The following is a 17,639-nucleotide window of genomic DNA, read 5'->3' as shown; positions in this document are numbered from 1 at the left end:
ATGCGTTGACTAGCTATCAAAATTGAATAGAGGTCAGGTGGGTCCAGTCAGTTTTCAGGATGTTGGTGCCTATGCCCACTCCCTGAAACGTGCCACTTCCGTTGATGCCGCTGCCTTTACCGGTAGCATAAATGGCGTAGCTGCCGGTGCTGCCGTAGGTCACCACATAATTCTCCGAACTCTCGATGAGCTTCCAGGCTTTAGCGGGGAAATTGGCCGCCGGTGCCGTGATGGTGGCTTTGTCGAGCAATACACCGGCATTGACTGTGCCACCCTGCCCGGTAGTTGGCGTATACCAGAACCGGTAGCTGAAATAGTGGTTGTAGAGCAGGCATCCCGCGTTGAATTTGGCGGTAGCCTGGTTGGCGTAGGTGTTGTTGCTGTTGAAGTAGCCCATAGTCATATTGCCGGTGGTTTTGTTGTACCACAGCACATAACCCGTAGCCACTCCGGGCGCACCCATCAGCACCGACGTATAACCCGCCGCCACAGCCACGTTGGCCAAAGTAATAAACGTCTCGGCACTGCCGTCATAGACTCGGTACAGGGTCTTGCCTGTCAGCGCATCGTAGCATACCAGCCGCCCATTGCCTATGTTGGTCAGGTGTGTAAAACCATACCCGAAGCCACTAAACCGTTTCGTGATTTTCAGGCCGTCGAAAAGCGCGGCCTCGCCTGTGTTGGCATTGTAGAGCAACAAAAAGCCCTGATAGCTCATCACGGTTGTCCAGTTAGTACCCAGCCGGGTACCGTAATCTTTGACCAGATTCAGCGATTTGAAGTTGACACCTACTTCATAAAAAGCGGAGGCACCCGTGCTGGCATTGTAGAACAAAAAGCCCTCATCGTTGGCGGCTGTTTTCGGCATGGTTTCTACAACAGGCGTTGGGACTACGGGCGTAACAAGCGTGACGGTTGTTTCGGTTTTTTTACAGCCAAACGTACCTGCAATCAGCAGCGCAGTAAGGGTAAGAGTGTATGCGATTCTCATGATTGTGTGGGAGAAAAATGGTGGATGATAATCAGTCACCGGGGTTGCCCCGGACCACCTTGCCCTGCTTGGTCACCACGCAGGCATAGCCGTTTATACCGCCCGCAGAGAACGACCATTTGCCGGTCCCGGTAGCGGCATCCGTTACGTATAGCTTTCCGTCCTGGCTGCCACAATAGAAAGTGCCGTTGCTGATGGTGGCATGGCGGGCATCACCGCCGGTGACTAACTCCCATTTCTTGCTGCCGGTGGCGGCATCGAGGGCATACCGTGTGTTATAAAAGCCGGTGTAGACAATCCCGTTTGCCACGCTGGTTGTGCGACCAAATGACCCATTAGATCCGGTATTGGTGGATTGGAAGTCCCATTTTCTTGTGCCTGTCACGGCATCAAGGGCATACGCTTTGCCCCCGCTATCGGCTATGTACACTACCCCGTTGCTTACTGCCGCACCCCAGTAAAGTCCCGATCCTGTGGTGAGAAATTCCCACTTTTTTGTGCCTATAGCTGCGTCAATGGCATAGAATTTTTTGTCGCTACTACCCACGTACACAAGCCCATTGCTGACTACCGGCGTAGCTTCCAGGTCGCCTGCGGTGAGAAACTCCCATTTTTTGGCTCCCGTCACGGCATCGAACGCGTAGAGTTTGTTGTCATAACTGCCCACATACACAATCCCGTTGCTGACTATCGGGCTCGAAAGAACACGATCACCCGTTGCAAAAACCCATTTGCCGGTCCCGGTAGCGGCATCGATTGCATAGACTTTTGTGTCAGCACTCCCCACATAGACCACGCCGTTGCTGACCGCCGGGCTGGAATACATATTGCTTGAACCGCCGCCCGTCAGGAATTCCCATTTTTTGGTGCCGGTGGCCGCATCAAGGGCATACAGTTTGTTATCAGAGCTGCCCACATAGACCACGCCGTTGCTCACGATGGGGCTGCTACCGTAAATGCCCCCTCCGGTCAGGAACTCCCATTTTTTGGTGCCGGTAGCGGCATCGAGGGCGTAGAGTTTTCCGTCCACGCTACCCACATACACCACATCGTCGGTGTCGGGGCCGGGGTCTTTGTCTTTGCAGGCAAAAAAGAGGAGTGGCAGGGCCAGCAGGACGTACCTGAGGCAGTTTTTGAGGGTGTTCATGGTTGTGTGGATAGGCTTATAGCGGTTTATTTGCTGCCCGAAAACGAAGTCAGCAATTGTCCCGATGATTTGACCGTCACCGCCAGTGTGTTTCCCGATAGGGTGCCGTCGATGTTGAATCCCTTGCCATCGCGATAGGGGTCATACAACACGTTGAAGGCAGTTGCCGAGGTCATGGTAATGTCGTTGATCTGAGCGTCCTCGGAATTGTCGCGCAAGTCGATCAGGGTGATAGCAATGCCCTTGGCACTGGTTTTTGTGATGGTTAGTGACGAGGCGTAGCTAATGCCTCCATTCTCTGTCTGTTTTCCAGTATACTTACCCACCACGGCAGAGGCCCAGTCTGGCTCGGCATCGGCTTTTTTGCAGCCTTGGAGGCCTGAAAACAACAGGAGAATGGCGAAGAAAATGAATGACTGTTTCATGAGTTATGTGGAAGAAATGTTGGTTGCCTACTCGGTTTAAGGCTTTCGGCGGGGCCTGTTGTACGCTATTACTTCTGCACTTTAATCTTGTAGCCGCCGGGCTTGCTGATGTAGCCAAGAATATCGAACGCCTGTGTGCTGACCCCGTCCGAAAGTTCAACATGAGGCGAGGCAGCCCCGAGGGATCCCTCGCTGATGGCGATGATGCCGATCCAGCTTTCGCCATCGGGTAGTTTGACGTCGAGGCACTTGTGGTCGGCTGTCAACTCGTATTTCGAGAGCAGCGTTTTGCCATTGACCAACAGGTCGATCACATCGCCATCAACGACGCTCCAGTCCCAGATGCAGATATGGAGCGTGTTGCTCTTTACAATCAACGTACCCTGATTGTCGTAGTTGGCGGGCAGTGTACTACTGGGCAACACGTCGCTGGTCGTTGTTTTGCAAGCAGTTACGGCTATTGCCAGACACAAGAGGCATAGACAGCTAATACTGCCTATTTTTTGTTTTACCGTTTTCATAATCTGTGGATTGGTTTAACTGTAGACTGATTCCTGCGTCCCGCGCCCGGATTGGTTTACCGCCGTTTGCGGTAGGGGAATTTGCGGGCTGCGTTGTTCATCAGGCTGGCCGAAATTGATTCGGGCGACTCGTCGGCTCCGCCAGGTACGTTCAGTTGATAGGTCCAGACCACGCGCTTTTCGGGTTTCGAGAACAGGCTTAGGTTCATCGTTACTTCGTTGGCGGTCATGGGGCCAATGCCCAGCTTGTTCTGGCTCGCCAGAATATCAATGCCTTTGGCCATTGCCTGGGGCATCACCTCCTTGCGGTACATCTTGCCCCACATTACCCCGTCTACTTTCAGCAGCGTGGCCAGTTCGGCTTTGGTCAGGTCGTGCAGCTTTTCGTAGGTGATCCTGCTGCGTTTCAGCATCGTATTGGTTTCTTCGGGGTCCTGAAAAGCGATTACGAAATCTTTTTGCTTGCTCAACATGTAGTTGTAGGTCGAACTCTGGTAGCGGTAGGCTTCGCTTTTGGCCTGCTGGTCTAGCTGCGCCTGGGTAGTGCGCTGCACGTTGATGTTCTTCACGATCTGCACATCGAAGGGCAGCACCGCAAACGTTTGCCCCTCCACGTTCGCCGACTTGTCGGTGTAGGTCCGGGCGCAGCCAGCCAGCAACCCTGTTGCGGCTATAAGGCTGATAATGAGTTGCTTTTTCATGATCTGGCGTGGTTGGCTACTACCCGTGACCTTGCTTAGGGCCGCTTGCGGGGCGTAGCGGTTTTCTGAGTGGGAGCTGTTCGCTGGCTCGGGGCTGTTGCCCGTTGCGGGGCCACGGCGGTAGGACGAGCGGCAGCTGCCTGGGCGGGAGTCTGGTACGTGCCACTGCTGGCTACAGGTTCGTAGGGTTTGTAAATGGCCCCGTTCGCGAAGTCAACGATGAGGCCGATGGGGAAAAACAACAGAATGTCGCCAACCAGGGCCACCGGCCTGACCGACCGGGCGGGTTGACCAGCCAATGGCTTGGTTTGCTGGTACGGGGTGCGTTTGCCGCCAAAGAGCGTGGCGCACGACGTGTTTGTGAGGGTCATTCCCGCCAGCAGCAGCAGGAGTAGGGTTGTTCTTATAGACGTTTTCATGCAGGGAAATCGGGTTTTACGGGTGTGACTTAGTGGTTGTACCACTGGGCGAAATCGAAGACCAGGCCAACGTTGGCAATGAGACCATTGTAGGGAATGACAGCCTGCGTCAGCTTGAAGGAGCCGCCAAGCTGCATCTGTAGTTTCACGTATTTATAGCCCCCACGCAGCGTAATGGCCGGTTCCAGAAACAGGTGGGTACTTTTGGCCAGCCCGTCGAGATCGTTGTTTTTCAGGTCAGATGCCGAGTAGTTGCCAGTAGCCGTGCTGAACTGAAGCCCAGATAGCCGCGTGCTGAAGGCAATGTCGAAACCCTGGCTGGTGAACCCGATGTTGGGCTGAACAAAGAATTTCAGGCCCGATACGTCGTAGTTTTTGCCCACCGAGGAGCCGGTTCCGTGGAAACCCACCTGCGACATGCCCCCGCCCCCATACAGTTCATAGGTGAGGTTGCGCCCCGTACGGCCGTAGTAGCCAACGCCCGCCTCGAACACTGAATTTTTGGCATCGAAGCTGTCGGTAGCTGTTCCGTTTACCGATGTGCTGTTGGCCGAGGTCGCTACCCGGCCATTGGCAATAAGGCCGATCTTGTCTGTGACTGCGTAGGCCGCCTGGTAATTGTTGGGGGCCACCATCAGTTTAATCTCGCCCTGTTCCTGCAACAGGGGTACGTTCAGGGCGTTGGGCGTGTAGACCGTGCGGCACGACTGGCACAAGGCAAAGACACAGGCCAGCCTGACAAGGCTAAGGAGCTTGTTCATTGGTGAATAAGAAAATGGGTGGATGATTGGTTGAAAACAACGTACCTGTTCAGGTGATGGAACAGGGCTAACTGGCAATGACGTCGTTACTTTTTATTCATAAAAAAAGTATTGCCTGTCGTGACGCTTCCGCTACCCCATGAACCAGACATGGTAGTGAATTTATCATCAGTGGTAGCTATGAATGAGTACTGTGTACCGCCAGAGTACGAATAGCTACCATTGATTTTTGTCCCGGACACAAAATACGTTCCGCTGGCTTTCGAGGCCTTTGCGGTGTCAGCATTATTGGCGTAGACCTTCATCGAGCCATCCGATTTGATGAGGAAAGCGTAATCTACCGTTGCGGCTGCGGCGCCGTTTCCATATTTGCCCACCCAAAAGCCCGCCATCGACGGGGTTGGGGCGATATCGTCTTTTTTGCATGCACCGGCAAGCGATATAACAGCCAATAGAAGGAAGAAGGTGAGATGTCGTTTCATGTTTATGTGAATTTGAGGGTAGAAACTGCCATCGAGGTTTCCGATAAAAACGGGGCCGATGCTGGCCGGGCTATTGGGGTCGGTGGCGGGATCTGTTTTGCACGAGGTTACCAAACTGGTCAATAACGCAAGGCTAACGACCGGGTGGGCAAGAGGTAAACGATTGTGTGTCATGGGGTATGGATGTTTGGCGGAAAGCGGATAAACGAGTGGCCCGACATCGACTAACCGGGCTGGTTAACCGATGTTCAGCACCTGGCCGAACCAACACCCCAAAGGTCCGGGTGCTGGCACTCAGCGGAAATCATGGATAGTGATGATTTTATATCCCTGAATTCTAGGATATTAGAAACGTACCCAGCGGCAGACGGTCCCGGTTGTATCTTACATTCCGGTTCGTATGTTTACTGGTCTCTACGCCCTGCTTATGAAAAAGTATCTGCTTCTGTGCTGTCTGCTGGCCCAAACTGCCCTGGCCCAGACTTATGAGATCGACAGCTTGAAACGAGTACTGGGTACGTTGCAGCAACGCCCCGGCGGACTGGCCCGTGATACGCTCGTGTTTAAGACGCTGAAGGCCGTGATGAATGGCTATATTGACGCAAACGTTGACTCGTCGATGCATTACGCAACGCTGGCTATTGCGCTGTGCAATAAGCCAACACTACAGAAAGAGTTAATTTATGCCTACCAGTTTGCTGGTTTTCTGCATCAGATAAAAGGCGATCATTACCAAAGTATTCAGGTACATTACAAGGCCCTGCTGTTGGCCGAGAGGCTGAAGCAGTACACCCGAATAGCCATGTCGCAGGGGGCGCTGGCCCACGCTTATAGCAGCCTGAAAGACTATGCGAAGGCGGAGAAATTCTGTCAGCAGGGGCTGGCGGTGCTGCGTACTCATCCCGACAGGTACGTTGAACTGGGTATTCTGAACTCGCTGATACCTGCCTACCGGGAGCAGGGCAAACTGGCCAGTGCGCTCCGGGTTTGCAGCGAGTTATACGAGCTGGCCAAACGCGAACGCGACGGCTGGTACCAGGCGCAGGCCCTGCATCACATGGGACGGATCTACCGGAAAATGGGTGATCTGCCCAAGACGTTAGCCTATTACCAACAAGCCCTGGTGCAGTCGCAGGGAACTGGGAGCGTTGATCTGGAAGGAAGCATTCTACTCAACATCACGGAGTTATATACTGACCAGAAAAAATGGTCTTTGGCATTGGCTTATTGCCAGCGCGCCAAACAGAAGGCAGTTCAGGTCAATAACAGCAGCGTGGTAGTTGAGGCAGAAGAGCTGTTTTATCGAATTTATAAGAACACTGGCGAACAGGCAAAGGCACTGGCCTCGTTTGAAAACGCAACCTTCCTGAAAGATAGCCTGTCTAGAGAACGTACCCAGCAGCGGATCGAGGCGTTGCAGGCACAGTATGATAATGTGCAGAAAGAAAATGCCATTCAAAAACAGCAGGTGCAATTACTGGCACAGCAAAACCAGAATCAACAACTCGCCCAAACCCGTAACGGCCTCTTCGCGGGTATTGCAGTCGCACTGCTCTGCCTTGGGCTGTTGCTCTGGAACAACCGGCGGCTGCAAGCCAAAAACCACGAGATCAACCGGCAACGGGCTTTACTTGAAACCACCCAACAGCAACTCGCCGACATCAACCGAACCCTGGAAAAACGGGTAGATGAACGAACTGCTGAACTAGTGGGGGCTAACCGCGAACTGATTCAGAAAAACGAAGAAATAAAAAGTGCGTTGTTTAAAGGACAAACAATTGAACGCAAGCGGGTGGCTATCGAACTGCACGACAACCTGAGTAGCCTTCTCAGTGCGGTGAATATGAGCATTCAGTACATCAACCCGCAGCACCTGTCAGCATCCGAGCAGTCTGTGTATCAGAACGTGAAGCAACTCATTCAGAACGCCTATGTCGAAGTGCGGAATATATCGCACAATATCCTCCCCGCTGAACTGGAGAAGTTAGGGCTGGCGAGTACACTGACTACGCTGGTAGGGCAACTGAATCAGAATTCACCGCTTCAGTTTGTGCTGACTATCATTGGATTAGTGGAGCGACTTCCGGTGGAGATTGAGTTTAATGTCTACAGCATCGTGCTTGAACTAATTAACAACGCCATTAAACACGCCAAAGCCAGATCCGTAACCATCGAGCTGGTACGAACCGAAACCGGAATCGACCTCGCCGTTGACGATGATGGCGTGGGCCTGGGCCAAAGTCTTGATAAGCGGGGCATTGGGCTGCAAAATATTCAAGCCCGACTTGATTCGCTGGGGGGGGCGTTCAATACCCTGCATCCCGCTGAAACAGGCACCCGCATACGCCTGAAAATTCCCATCGAAACCGTTTTGAGCGATGGGAATTTTCGGGATACAGTCAAGTGATTACTTTAGTTTAAGCGGGGTGTGAGTCGATCGATTCGGCCACACGGCTGACCGTGGCCAGTACACCGTTTTCAATAGTCCACTCTCTTACGGTATTGGCTTCCAGATCTTTTCGCGGTGGGCGAAGCGGATCTTTACTGGTTGCCAACGCCCTGAACTCAAGTGTTTCCAAGTTGGCAGTCGTGTGGGTCAGATCTTTCAGCGTTCTGTACTGCTCCTGGTTGGCATCGAGCAGTACGTTGACAAACAGCACCGGCTGGTTATTGATTTTTGTGGTAAATACTTGTTTATCAAAAACTTGTCCGAAGGCAAACACCAACGGGGATGATTGGGCATTGATGGGCCTGCCTTCGTTGTCAAGCAGAATAAACTTAACGGTGCCCTGTCCGTATTCGATGGTGACAAAGCTTTGTAGTTGAATGAGTCGGCGTGCGGGATCGGCCATTTTTTTGGGTGATTAACGGGTGAAAAAACTTGCTAAATGAGTTGAAATTTAAGGGCGTATTTCACCAGCCCAATGGTGGTACGGGTATTCAGTTTCTGCATCAGGTTTTTCCGGTGCGTTTCTACCGTGGTTGGGCTGATGAATAATTTCTCGGCGATCTGCGTACCCGATAATTCCTGGGCTATCAGTTTCAGCACTTCCAGCTCGCGGCGGGTGATGGCAATTTTTTGTGGGCTAGCCTCCTGAAAAGTCAGGGTTTCGTTGGGGTCATTGGCCAGTAGCATCAGCACTTGTTCGCTGTAGTATTTATGCCCGCCGGCGATCATGGTAAGGGCCGTTTCCAGTTCGCTTTTCTCGGCGCTTTTCAACACATAGCCATCGGCTCCGGCGCGGAGGGCTTCCTTGATGGCCTCGGGCTGGTCGGCAACGGTGAGTAGGCAGAGCTTCACCTGCGGGAACTGCTCGCGAAGGCGGAGAGTCAGCTCGATGCCCCCCATAACGGGCATCTGAAGGTCTGACACAACCAGGTCAATAGCCGTTTCGTAGGCCAGTGCATCCAATACCTGCCTGCCGTTGGTATGTTTGGCGACCACGTCGACGCCCTCGATGCTCGACAGCAGCAACGCGAGACTTTCGAGTAGAATCCGGTGGTCTTCGGCAATTAGAATACGCATGGGGGAGCTGGAAGTGGTTGTATGTCAATCTGTTTAGTAGGCAAAGGTCAGCTTTCTTCGGCGAGTTTCCTCTCCTTGGTTTTGGGGTAATCGTATCCTCAAATCTGAGGATTTTTTCGGATAAGCCAACTGGGTTCTTTCCGGCGCCGCTCAAGTCGCTGAAGGTTACGCAAAAAAAGTTGTCAAGCTACCGCCACTGGGTAAACTGCCGGGACTAATGGGTGAGTGACCCCTTTCTGGATTGATAGTCAGGAAAACGACCGTCCTGAAATCGGGGCGTTCAACAACAAAGGGCTGTGTCGGTATGACTCGCAAACTGAATGCTTTCGATACTACCGCAAGCTGCTTGTGGTGAGCACTCAACTGAATCGTTGGGGGATGGGGGCTAACCACTTCAGGCTAATCACGCCCGCGCGGCTGGCGAATGGGTACACTGGGCATACGGAAGCCCAAGAAATTAGGCTGTTATTTCGTAAGTATACTAACTATGAAACGGACCCTGCTTCTTTCAACCGTGATCGGGCTGCTTCTTGCCTGTGCCAAACCCGTCACTTCCTCCGTCGGTGTGGCCGGAACGTACCTGGCAGCGCAACCACCCGACAACAGCTGGATTGTCTGGGCCGATAACACGCTGCGAAAAATTGCGCCGCTGCCTGGCCAGGCAGCTGGCTACTGTGGTTATGCCCGACTGATTCAACGTGCAGATAATACGTTGCTGTGCGTCTATGAAGCCAGTGGTCAAGTAGCGCTTGTGCGGAGTGCCGACGGGGGCAATACCTGGTCGGGGAGGGTCGTGGTGGCGGCTAGCGAACCGGGCGTCAGTATGGCCGTACCAGAAATTGTGGAACTGGCCGACCGTTCGTTGCTGGTTGCATACAACCCGCGTCCGGGACGCAATGCAATGGGAAAACGGTTTGGTATTCGAACCGTAAAAAGTGATGATGGTGGTGCCACCTGGACAGATAATCGACTGGTTTACGAAGCCGGTACCCGCTTCGATGATGGCTGTTGGGAACCCGCTGCGCTACAGTTGCCATCCGGTGAGGTGCAGCTCTACTTTTCTGATGAAGGTGTTTACACTAACTCTAACGAGCAAAACATTTCCCTGATGCGCTCGACCGACGGGGGGCTAACCTGGACAGCTAAGCCCGAAGTTGTCTCGTTCAGGGCTGGAAAACGCGATGGAATGCCCGTTCCGATTGTGCTGAACGGCACCGACATCGCCTTTTCTATGGAAGACAATGATCAGACAACCTTTAAGCCCTATATAATAAGGAACAGGATTGCCGATAACTGGCAAAGCGGACCCGTTGGCGGCGATAGTCCGAATCGGAGCTACGCGCTTAGCCAGCCGCTGAGCGAATCGGTCTACGCGGGTGCTCCTTATCTGCGTCAACTGAAATCGGGAATAACCATTCTTGGTGTTCAGAGTACCGAAAGTCGGAGCAGTAACCAATTGGCTGTATCGAGGCTGGTCGTGTATCTGGGCGACCGCGAAGCCCGGAATTTTAAGCACCCGTCTGAGCCGTTTCGTATCCTGCCGACGCATAGCGGGCTTTGGAATTCGTTGAGCGTACTGCGTGGTGATACCGTGGTTGCCCTGACCAGTACGAAGTCATATGGAGGCGCTAATGCCGAGGTCTGGATGATCAAGGGCCATATGGTTCCTAACCGGGGTACGCCACTAAAGCCGTAGCGGATGACCTGGGCCGCACCAACTGAGGCACGTTCTTTCCGCTGTTTGTACGGCGCCAGGATACCGCCCAACCCGAGCAGGCTTCACCCACACAGCTACGTAGCTGTGTGGAGGTCAACGTGACAATAAGCCGATACAGGCATATGCTCGCCAAAATTCAGGTAATGATCCCTGCTGGCAGTATGGTCATGTTTCGTGGCAGATCGGCTACTACGTAAAGTCACTTGTCGGCTGGTAGATGCGATTCCTTTGTTGATAGAACCTCAGTTTAAACGTTATCGGTTTAGAAAAGCGAGGCCCATTTTCGATGGCTGCCGACAGGGGAAATAGCCTGAATACGCCTACTGATTTTTTGTGACGGAAGAGGCTTTACCAGTCGGTTTGGAAAGGGGACTTGGCTGAGGGGGATTGGTTAGATAGACAATAATTATGCCTAAAAGCGCTGATTGTCCGGAAAGCGAAAGTGTATTGGTCGACATTTTGTTTAGTAGGAGGTGTACTGTATTTATTCTTTGTATCCTTTAGTAATTTAACTTAAACTTATTTGGAGAAACTGAGTAGTAATCACCTAAGTACATAGATTTTATAAACATGGCATAGTTTTAGCAAGTGCTCAGTCGCACGATCAACTCAGCGGCTGCATATGAATAACATCTTCCTGCCAACATTTTCTGGGAGAACGTATCCGTCTTTACAGAGACAACCATCTTCCTTGTTTCAATCGCTATTTTCGGCAGTAGTCGTCATATCGCTTTTGATAAGCTCCGCTGTTCAGGCACAGGTTACGGGCTTTGCGTACCGGGACTTTAATGCCAACGGTACCTATCAGAGTATACCGGCTTCAGGTACGTATACATATGGTGAACCCGGGGTATCGGGTATAACCGTAGTGGCTACTACGCCTGGTGCATCCTTCACGACTACTACCAGCAGTACCGGTAGCTATGCCTTCACCAGCGCCCAGCTACCAGCCAACACCGCTGTGCGGCTGGTATTTTCAGGTTTTTCAGCGGCTAATTTTGACTACGACGGTGGTCAGCTGGGAACGGGCGGCACTAGCACATCCGTGCAGTTTGTCACAGCCGGTGCCAGCACCACCGCCAATTTTGGCCTGAACTACCCCCGCGAATATTGCCAGGCGATTGGCCAGACCAATGTTATTACATCCTGTTTTAACGCTGTTGGTACGCTGACTGATGCCGCTATTATTGGTTTTGTACCTACACAAATCAATGATCCGGCACAGCCCTTCGTGTCTGGAACAACCGGGGGGACCAATCAATTTGCCCAAACGCCACCGATGAGCGAATCGGCGCTGGCTACCCAGGCGCAGGTTGGGACTGTCAACGGATTTGCCTATCACCGCCGTAGCAAAATATTGTTTGCTGCGGCTTTTGCGCGTACGGCCTCACCCGTTCGGAACGGCCTTGGGACAATCTACGCCATCAACCTGTCGGGTGCTACGGCCACTACGGCGGTGTTTGCCACCATTGCCAACGTTGGTTCAGCTACCGGGACGGGTGGTGCGGTCGCGGCTGGTAACGTGGGGCGCATTGGTTTGGGGAACATTGCGCTGTCGGAAGATGAGCAGACGCTGTATGCCATTAACCTAAACACCCGCGCGCTGGTCAGTATCCCGTTGGGAACAGGTACACCAACAGCGGGCGCCTCTACCTCGGTGACGATTCCGGCGCCCGCTGACTGTATCAACGACTACCGGCCATTCGCGATTCGGGTGCATCGTGGCAAAATTTATATTGGTGTCACCTGCGGATCAGGCACCATAGCCAATCTGAAAGGGTATGTATATGAATATAACGGGTCCACCTTCACTACGGTACTGACCATTCCATTTGATTATTCACGGGCCGATGATGGTGTAAATGATGTGTCATTTAATGCAAACTATTACGGATTTGGTACATTCCCTAACTACATCCGGAATAACCTGGACTGGGTTGGCTGGAATACCTATCCTGATCTGACGGCTGGCCCTACCAGTGCGGCGGCGGCCAGTACGTCGGGGAGCGGCCCGGTGGCCAAAACACAGCCCTGGTTGACTGATATTACGTTCGACGGTGAAAACATGATTCTGGGCATCCGGTCTCGGCTGGCCGATGCCGTGAACGAAAGCTTCTGGGTAGTAGGCGGTGATATCTTGCGCGCCTGTTCAACCACGCCGGGCAGCTGGACCCTTGAGAGTAATGGCGTTTGCGGGGGTATTCAGTCATTTGTGGGGACGGCTCCGCCAAACATCGACCCGTATACCGGTCGGGTCGGGATGGTCGATAACAGCCGTGGCCCGGGTGGATACGAATACTATTGGGGTGATGATGGATTCGAGGGAGAAGCTTCGCAAGGCTCTATACTTCAGATCCCGGGCTCGCCCAATGTCATTGTTTCGCAGGTAGATGCCATTGGCCATACGGGTCAGGTCGGCGTTATGTCGATGAGCAACCGAAGTGGCCAGATCACAGCGGCCGGCAATATATTTTTCGGCTACACGGCTGGTGGCGGAACGGCTAACAACATCGGTAAGTCGAACGGGCTGGGTGCCATGGACATTACCTGTAATGCGGCGCCTATCGAAATTGGTAACCGCTTATGGGTCGATACCAATAAGAATGGTATTCAGGATCCGGGCGAAGCGCCACTGGCCGGCGTGACCGTACAACTCTTTACGGCGACGGGTACAACGCCCATTGCCACCACGGTTACAGACAGCAATGGTCTGTATACCTTCCGATCGACCACAACAACAGCGTTGACGTACAATACAGCTTATCAGCTTCGGATTGCCAATGCGCAGACTCCGTTGACGGGTTATGTATTTACATCGCCCACCACGGGATCGAACCGGTTGCTTGATAGTGACTTCACGCCAGGTGCCGCTACGGCAACTGTATCATTCACCACAGGTGGAGTTGGGCAAAATAACTTTAGCTTCGACGCGGGTGTAGTGCCCTGTTCGTTCACGGCAACCACTACAGCCAGCAGCAACGCCGTATGTATTGGTCAGCCTATTGTCTTGACAACCCAGGTTACGCCATCGAGCAGCTATACGTATTCGGTTACTGGCCCTGCCGGGGTGGTGATTACGGGGGGCACTACCGGTACGGCAACTGTGACAAACCTGAATTCGGGCGTCAATACTTTCACCGTTACGATCACGAACAGTCCGACTTGTTTCACAACCAATATTGTTTCTGTTACGGCGAGTGCCGCCACGTTGTTGACTCTATCGGCCTCACAATCGGCTATTTGTGTTGGGCAGGCTTTAACCTTGTCAACCACGCTGGGCGGCGTTCTACCGGCGCTTGGGCCAGTTGTGTTTAATACCGTCGATGCATTGGGTGCCTTGTTGAACCCTGTTACATCGAACGTATTCAGTCCCACGGCTACCACTACCTTTATCGCGCAGGTTCCCATATTGGGTGGTTTAGTATCCAGCTGCCCGGTAACGGTCATTGTGAATCCGCCACCTACTGTGGCCGCAGCGAGCACATCGTTATGCGTAGGTTCACCGCTGAACCTGACAGGCATCTTAGGTCAGAACAATATTTTAACGGGTTTGACGAACACGCTGTTAGGGTCAGTGCCAGCAACAGTGGTGGCAGGAATAAACACATATAGTATTGTAAGTACCAATGCCAACGGCTGTAGTACAACCACACCGATTTCGGTAACGGGTGTGAACCCGCCCGTGGTGAATCCCATCGCGTTGAGTCTATGCGTGGGTGCGAATCTAGATCTGACTAGCTTGAGTGGCTTGACCGGCTTAACCAACGTCTTCCGCACGGGCGGTCTGCTGGGGCTGGGTACGCTGCTAGGCACACCGACCTCGGTGAGCATTGGCGCTGGGGTGAATCTCTTCAATGTCGTAAGCACCGCGCCAACAGGTTGCACCACGGCTACGCCCATCTCGGTGACCGGCGTGAATGCGCCAGTGGTGGCGCCGATTGCTTTGAGCCTATGCGTGGGTACGAATCTAGATCTGACTAGCTTGAGTGGCTTGACCGGCTTAACCAACGTCTTCCGCACGGGTGGTCTGCTGGGGCTGGGTACGTTACTAGGTACGCCGACCTCAGTAAGCGTGGGAGCCGGGGTGAACCTCTTTAACGTCGTAAGCACCGCGCCAACAGGTTGCACCACGGCCACACCCATCTCGGTGACTGGCGTGAATGCGCCAACGATCGTTCCGATTGCTTTGAGTCTATGCGTGGGTGCCAATCTAGATCTGACGAGTCTGTCTGGCTTAACTGGACTGACCAACGTCTTCCGCACAGGTAACCTGCTGGGGCTGGGTACGTTACTAGGCACACCAACCTCAGTAAGCGTGGGAGCCGGGGTGAACCTCTTCAATGTGGTGAGCACCGCACCAACGGGATGTACGACCGCTACACCAATTTCGGTGACCGGCATAAACCCACCAGTCCTTGCACCAATCGCGCTAAGCCTATGTGTGGGTACGAATCTGGACTTGACTAGCTTGAGTGGCTTGACCGGCTTAACCAACGTGTTCCGCACGGGCGGTCTGCTGGGCTTGGGCAATCTTCTGGGTACACCCACTTCAGTGAGTATTGGCGCCGGAATGAACCTCTTCAATGTGGTAAGTACGGCGCCAACGGGTTGTACCACGGCCACACCGATCTCAGTGACGGGCGTGAACCCACCAGTCCTTGCACCAATCGCGCTAAGCCTGTGCGTGGGTACGAACCTGGACCTAACCAGTCTTTCGGGTTTAACGGGCTTGACTAACGTCTTCCGCACGGGTGGTCTGCTAGGGCTGGGTACGTTATTAAGTACGCCAACCTCGGTGAGTATCGGGGCGGGGGTGAATCTGTTCAACGTCGTAAGCACCGCGCCAACGGGCTGTACCACGGCTACGCCCATCTCGGTGACAGGCGTGAATGCGCCGGTGGTGGCGCCGATCGCCTTGAGCTTATGTGTCGGCACGAATCTGGACTTGACCAGTCTGTCTGGCCTAACCGGCTTGACCAACGTCTTCCGCACGGGCGGTGTGCTGGGGCTGGGTACGTTGCTAGGCACACCGACCTCGGTAAGCATTGGGGCTGGGGTGAATCTCTTCAATGTCGTAAGCACCGCGCCAACGGGTTGTACCACCGCTACCCCGATTTCAGTAACAGGAATAGAGGCGCCAGTTGTAGCGCCGATCGCTCTCTCGCTCTGCGTCGGGGCCAATCTAGATCTGACTAGCTTGAGTGGCCTAACTGGGCTGACCAACGTGTTCCGCACAGGCGGTCTGCTGGGGCTGGGTACGTTACTAGGCACACCGACCTCGGTGAGCATTGGGGCCGGGGTGAACCTCTTTAACGTCGTAAGTACCGCGCCAACAGGTTGTACCACGGCTACGCCAATCTCAGTGACAGGAGTGAATGCGCCGGTGGTGGCGCCGATCGCGCTCTCGCTCTGCGTCGGGGCCAATCTAGATCTGACCAGTCTGTCTGGCCTAACCGGCTTGACCAACGTCTTCCGCACGGGCGGTCTGCTGGGGCTGGGTACGTTACTAGGTACACCGACCTCGGTGAGCATTGGGGCCGGGGTGAACCTCTTCAATGTAGTGAGCACGGCGCCAACAGGTTGCACCACCGCTACCCCGATTTCAGTGACGGGGATAAATGCACCGGTGGTAGGTCCCATTGCCCTGAGCTTATGTGTCGGGGCCAATCTAGATCTAACGAGTCTGTCTGGCTTAACTGGCTTGACCAACGTGTTCCGCACAGGCGGTTTGCTGGGTCTAGGCAATCTTCTGGGTACACCAACCTCGGTGAGCATCGGGGCAGGCGTCAACCTCTTCAATGTCGTCTCTACGGCCCCAACAGGCTGTACCACGGCCACACCAATTAGTGTAACCGGGGTGAATGCTCCTGTGGTAGCCCCCATTGCCTTGAGCTTATGTGTCGGCACGAATCTGGACTTGACCAGTCTGTCTGGCCTAACCGGCTTGACCAACGTCTTCCGCACGGGCGGTGTGCTGGGGCTGGGTACGTTGCTAGGCACACCGACCTCGGTAAGCATTGGGGCTGGGGTGAATCTCTTCAATGTCGTAAGCACCGCGCCAACGGGTTGTACCACCGCTACCCCGATTTCAGTAACAGGAATAGAGGCGCCAGTTGTAGCGCCGATCGCTCTCTCGCTCTGCGTCGGGGCCAATCTAGATCTGACTAGCTTGAGTGGCCTAACTGGGCTGACCAACGTGTTCCGCACAGGCGGTCTGCTGGGGCTGGGTACGTTACTAGGTACACCGACCTCGGTGAGCATTGGGGCCGGGGTGAACCTCTTCAATGTAGTGAGCACGGCGCCAACAGGTTGCACCACCGCTACCCCGATTTCAGTGACGGGGATAAATGCACCGGTGGTAGGTCCCATTGCCCTGAGCTTATGTGTCGGGGCCAATCTAGATCTAACGAGTCTGTCTGGCTTAACTGGCTTGACCAACGTGTTCCGCACAGGCGGTTTGCTGGGTCTAGGCAATCTTCTGGGTACACCAACCTCGGTGAGCATCGGGGCAGGCGTCAACCTCTTCAATGTCGTCTCTACGGCCCCAACAGGCTGTACCACGGCCACACCAATTAGTGTAACCGGGGTGAATGCTCCAGTTGTAGCCCCCATTGCCCTGAGCTTGTGCGTCGGCACGAATCTGGACTTGACTAGCCTGAGTGGCTTAACTGGACTGACCAACGTGTTCCGCACAGGCGGTCTGCTGGGTCTAGGCAATCTTCTGGGTACACCGACCTCGGTGAGCATTGGGGCTGGGGTGAACCTCTTCAATGTGGTAAGTACGGCGCCAACAGGCTGCACCACCGCTACGCCAATTTCGGTGACAGGCGTGAATGCGCCAGTGGTGGCGCCGATTGCTTTGAGCCTATGCGTGGGTACGAATCTAGATCTGACTAGCTTGAGTGGCCTAACCGGCTTGACCAACGTGTTCCGCACAGGTAACTTGCTG

The 17,639-nt window shown here is 53.9% G+C and carries 13 protein-coding genes; 3 read left to right on the top strand and 10 right to left on the bottom strand.

What is annotated here, in order from left to right; genetic code table 11:
- Positions 1–16 precede the first annotated feature (16 nt).
- The 8 genes from ACAW75_RS05225 to ACAW75_RS05190 form a co-directional block, all read right to left on the bottom strand.
- Entirely contained in the window at positions 17–991 is a 975-nt protein-coding gene (locus ACAW75_RS05225) for a hypothetical protein (protein ID WP_370727630.1), read from the bottom strand.
- A 31-nt stretch (positions 992–1,022) separates the two neighbouring features.
- On the bottom strand, positions 1,023–2,138 hold the full coding sequence (locus ACAW75_RS05220; protein ID WP_370727629.1) for an outer membrane protein assembly factor BamB family protein: 1,116 nt from the start codon (positions 2,136–2,138) through the stop codon (positions 1,023–1,025).
- A gap of 26 nt (positions 2,139–2,164) precedes the next feature.
- The gene (locus ACAW75_RS05215) at positions 2,165–2,563 is read right to left on the bottom strand and encodes a hypothetical protein (protein WP_370727628.1); all 399 of its coding nucleotides are present in this window, start codon (positions 2,561–2,563) and stop codon (positions 2,165–2,167) included.
- Between the two features lie 68 nt (positions 2,564–2,631).
- A complete protein-coding gene (locus ACAW75_RS05210; RefSeq protein WP_370727627.1) occupies positions 2,632–3,084 on the bottom strand; it encodes a hypothetical protein in 453 nt (150 codons plus the stop codon).
- 56 nt (positions 3,085–3,140) lie between these two features.
- Entirely contained in the window at positions 3,141–3,785 is a 645-nt protein-coding gene (locus ACAW75_RS05205) for a hypothetical protein (RefSeq protein ID WP_370727626.1), read from the bottom strand.
- 35 nt (positions 3,786–3,820) lie between these two features.
- Complete coding sequence (locus tag ACAW75_RS05200; RefSeq protein ID WP_370727625.1) at positions 3,821–4,204, bottom strand: hypothetical protein; 384 nt, start codon at positions 4,202–4,204, stop codon at positions 3,821–3,823.
- Between the two features lie 29 nt (positions 4,205–4,233).
- On the bottom strand, positions 4,234–4,965 hold the full coding sequence (locus ACAW75_RS05195) for a hypothetical protein (protein ID WP_370727624.1): 732 nt from the start codon (positions 4,963–4,965) through the stop codon (positions 4,234–4,236).
- Positions 4,966–5,051: 86 nt separating this feature from the next.
- Positions 5,052–5,621 carry a hypothetical protein gene (locus tag ACAW75_RS05190; protein WP_370727623.1) on the bottom strand — a complete coding sequence of 190 codons (570 nt, stop codon included), beginning with the start codon at positions 5,619–5,621 and terminating at the stop codon, positions 5,052–5,054.
- Positions 5,622–5,874: 253 nt separating this feature from the next.
- Here ACAW75_RS05190 and ACAW75_RS05185 point away from each other — a divergent pair, with 253 nt between their 5' ends.
- Positions 5,875–7,854: a tetratricopeptide repeat-containing sensor histidine kinase gene (locus ACAW75_RS05185; protein WP_370727622.1), complete on the top strand. Its 1,980-nt coding sequence runs from the start codon at positions 5,875–5,877 to the stop codon at positions 7,852–7,854.
- 10 nt (positions 7,855–7,864) lie between these two features.
- Here ACAW75_RS05185 and ACAW75_RS05180 read toward each other — a convergent pair whose 3' ends face one another.
- Both ACAW75_RS05180 and ACAW75_RS05175 read right to left on the bottom strand, forming a co-directional pair.
- On the bottom strand, positions 7,865–8,299 hold the full coding sequence (locus tag ACAW75_RS05180) for a hypothetical protein (RefSeq protein ID WP_370727621.1): 435 nt from the start codon (positions 8,297–8,299) through the stop codon (positions 7,865–7,867).
- Between the two features lie 32 nt (positions 8,300–8,331).
- A complete protein-coding gene (locus tag ACAW75_RS05175) occupies positions 8,332–8,973 on the bottom strand; it encodes a response regulator (protein WP_370727620.1) in 642 nt (213 codons plus the stop codon).
- Between the two features lie 487 nt (positions 8,974–9,460).
- On the opposite strand from ACAW75_RS05175, the gene ACAW75_RS05170 reads away from it, so the two are divergent.
- Both ACAW75_RS05170 and ACAW75_RS05165 read left to right on the top strand, forming a co-directional pair.
- Positions 9,461–10,669 carry a sialidase family protein gene (locus ACAW75_RS05170; protein WP_370727619.1) on the top strand — a complete coding sequence of 403 codons (1,209 nt, stop codon included), beginning with the start codon at positions 9,461–9,463 and terminating at the stop codon, positions 10,667–10,669.
- 754 nt (positions 10,670–11,423) lie between these two features.
- Positions 11,424–17,639 (top strand): SdrD B-like domain-containing protein (locus tag ACAW75_RS05165; protein ID WP_370727618.1); only part of this gene is annotated, 6,216 nt, incomplete at its 3' end.

Source organism: Fibrella arboris (assembly GCF_041321095.1).
GTDB classification, from domain to species: Bacteria; Bacteroidota; Bacteroidia; order Cytophagales; family Spirosomataceae; genus Fibrella; species Fibrella arboris.
The sequence above is the reverse complement of the archived record's forward strand: the minus strand, read 5'-3'. Positions and strand labels throughout refer to the sequence as shown.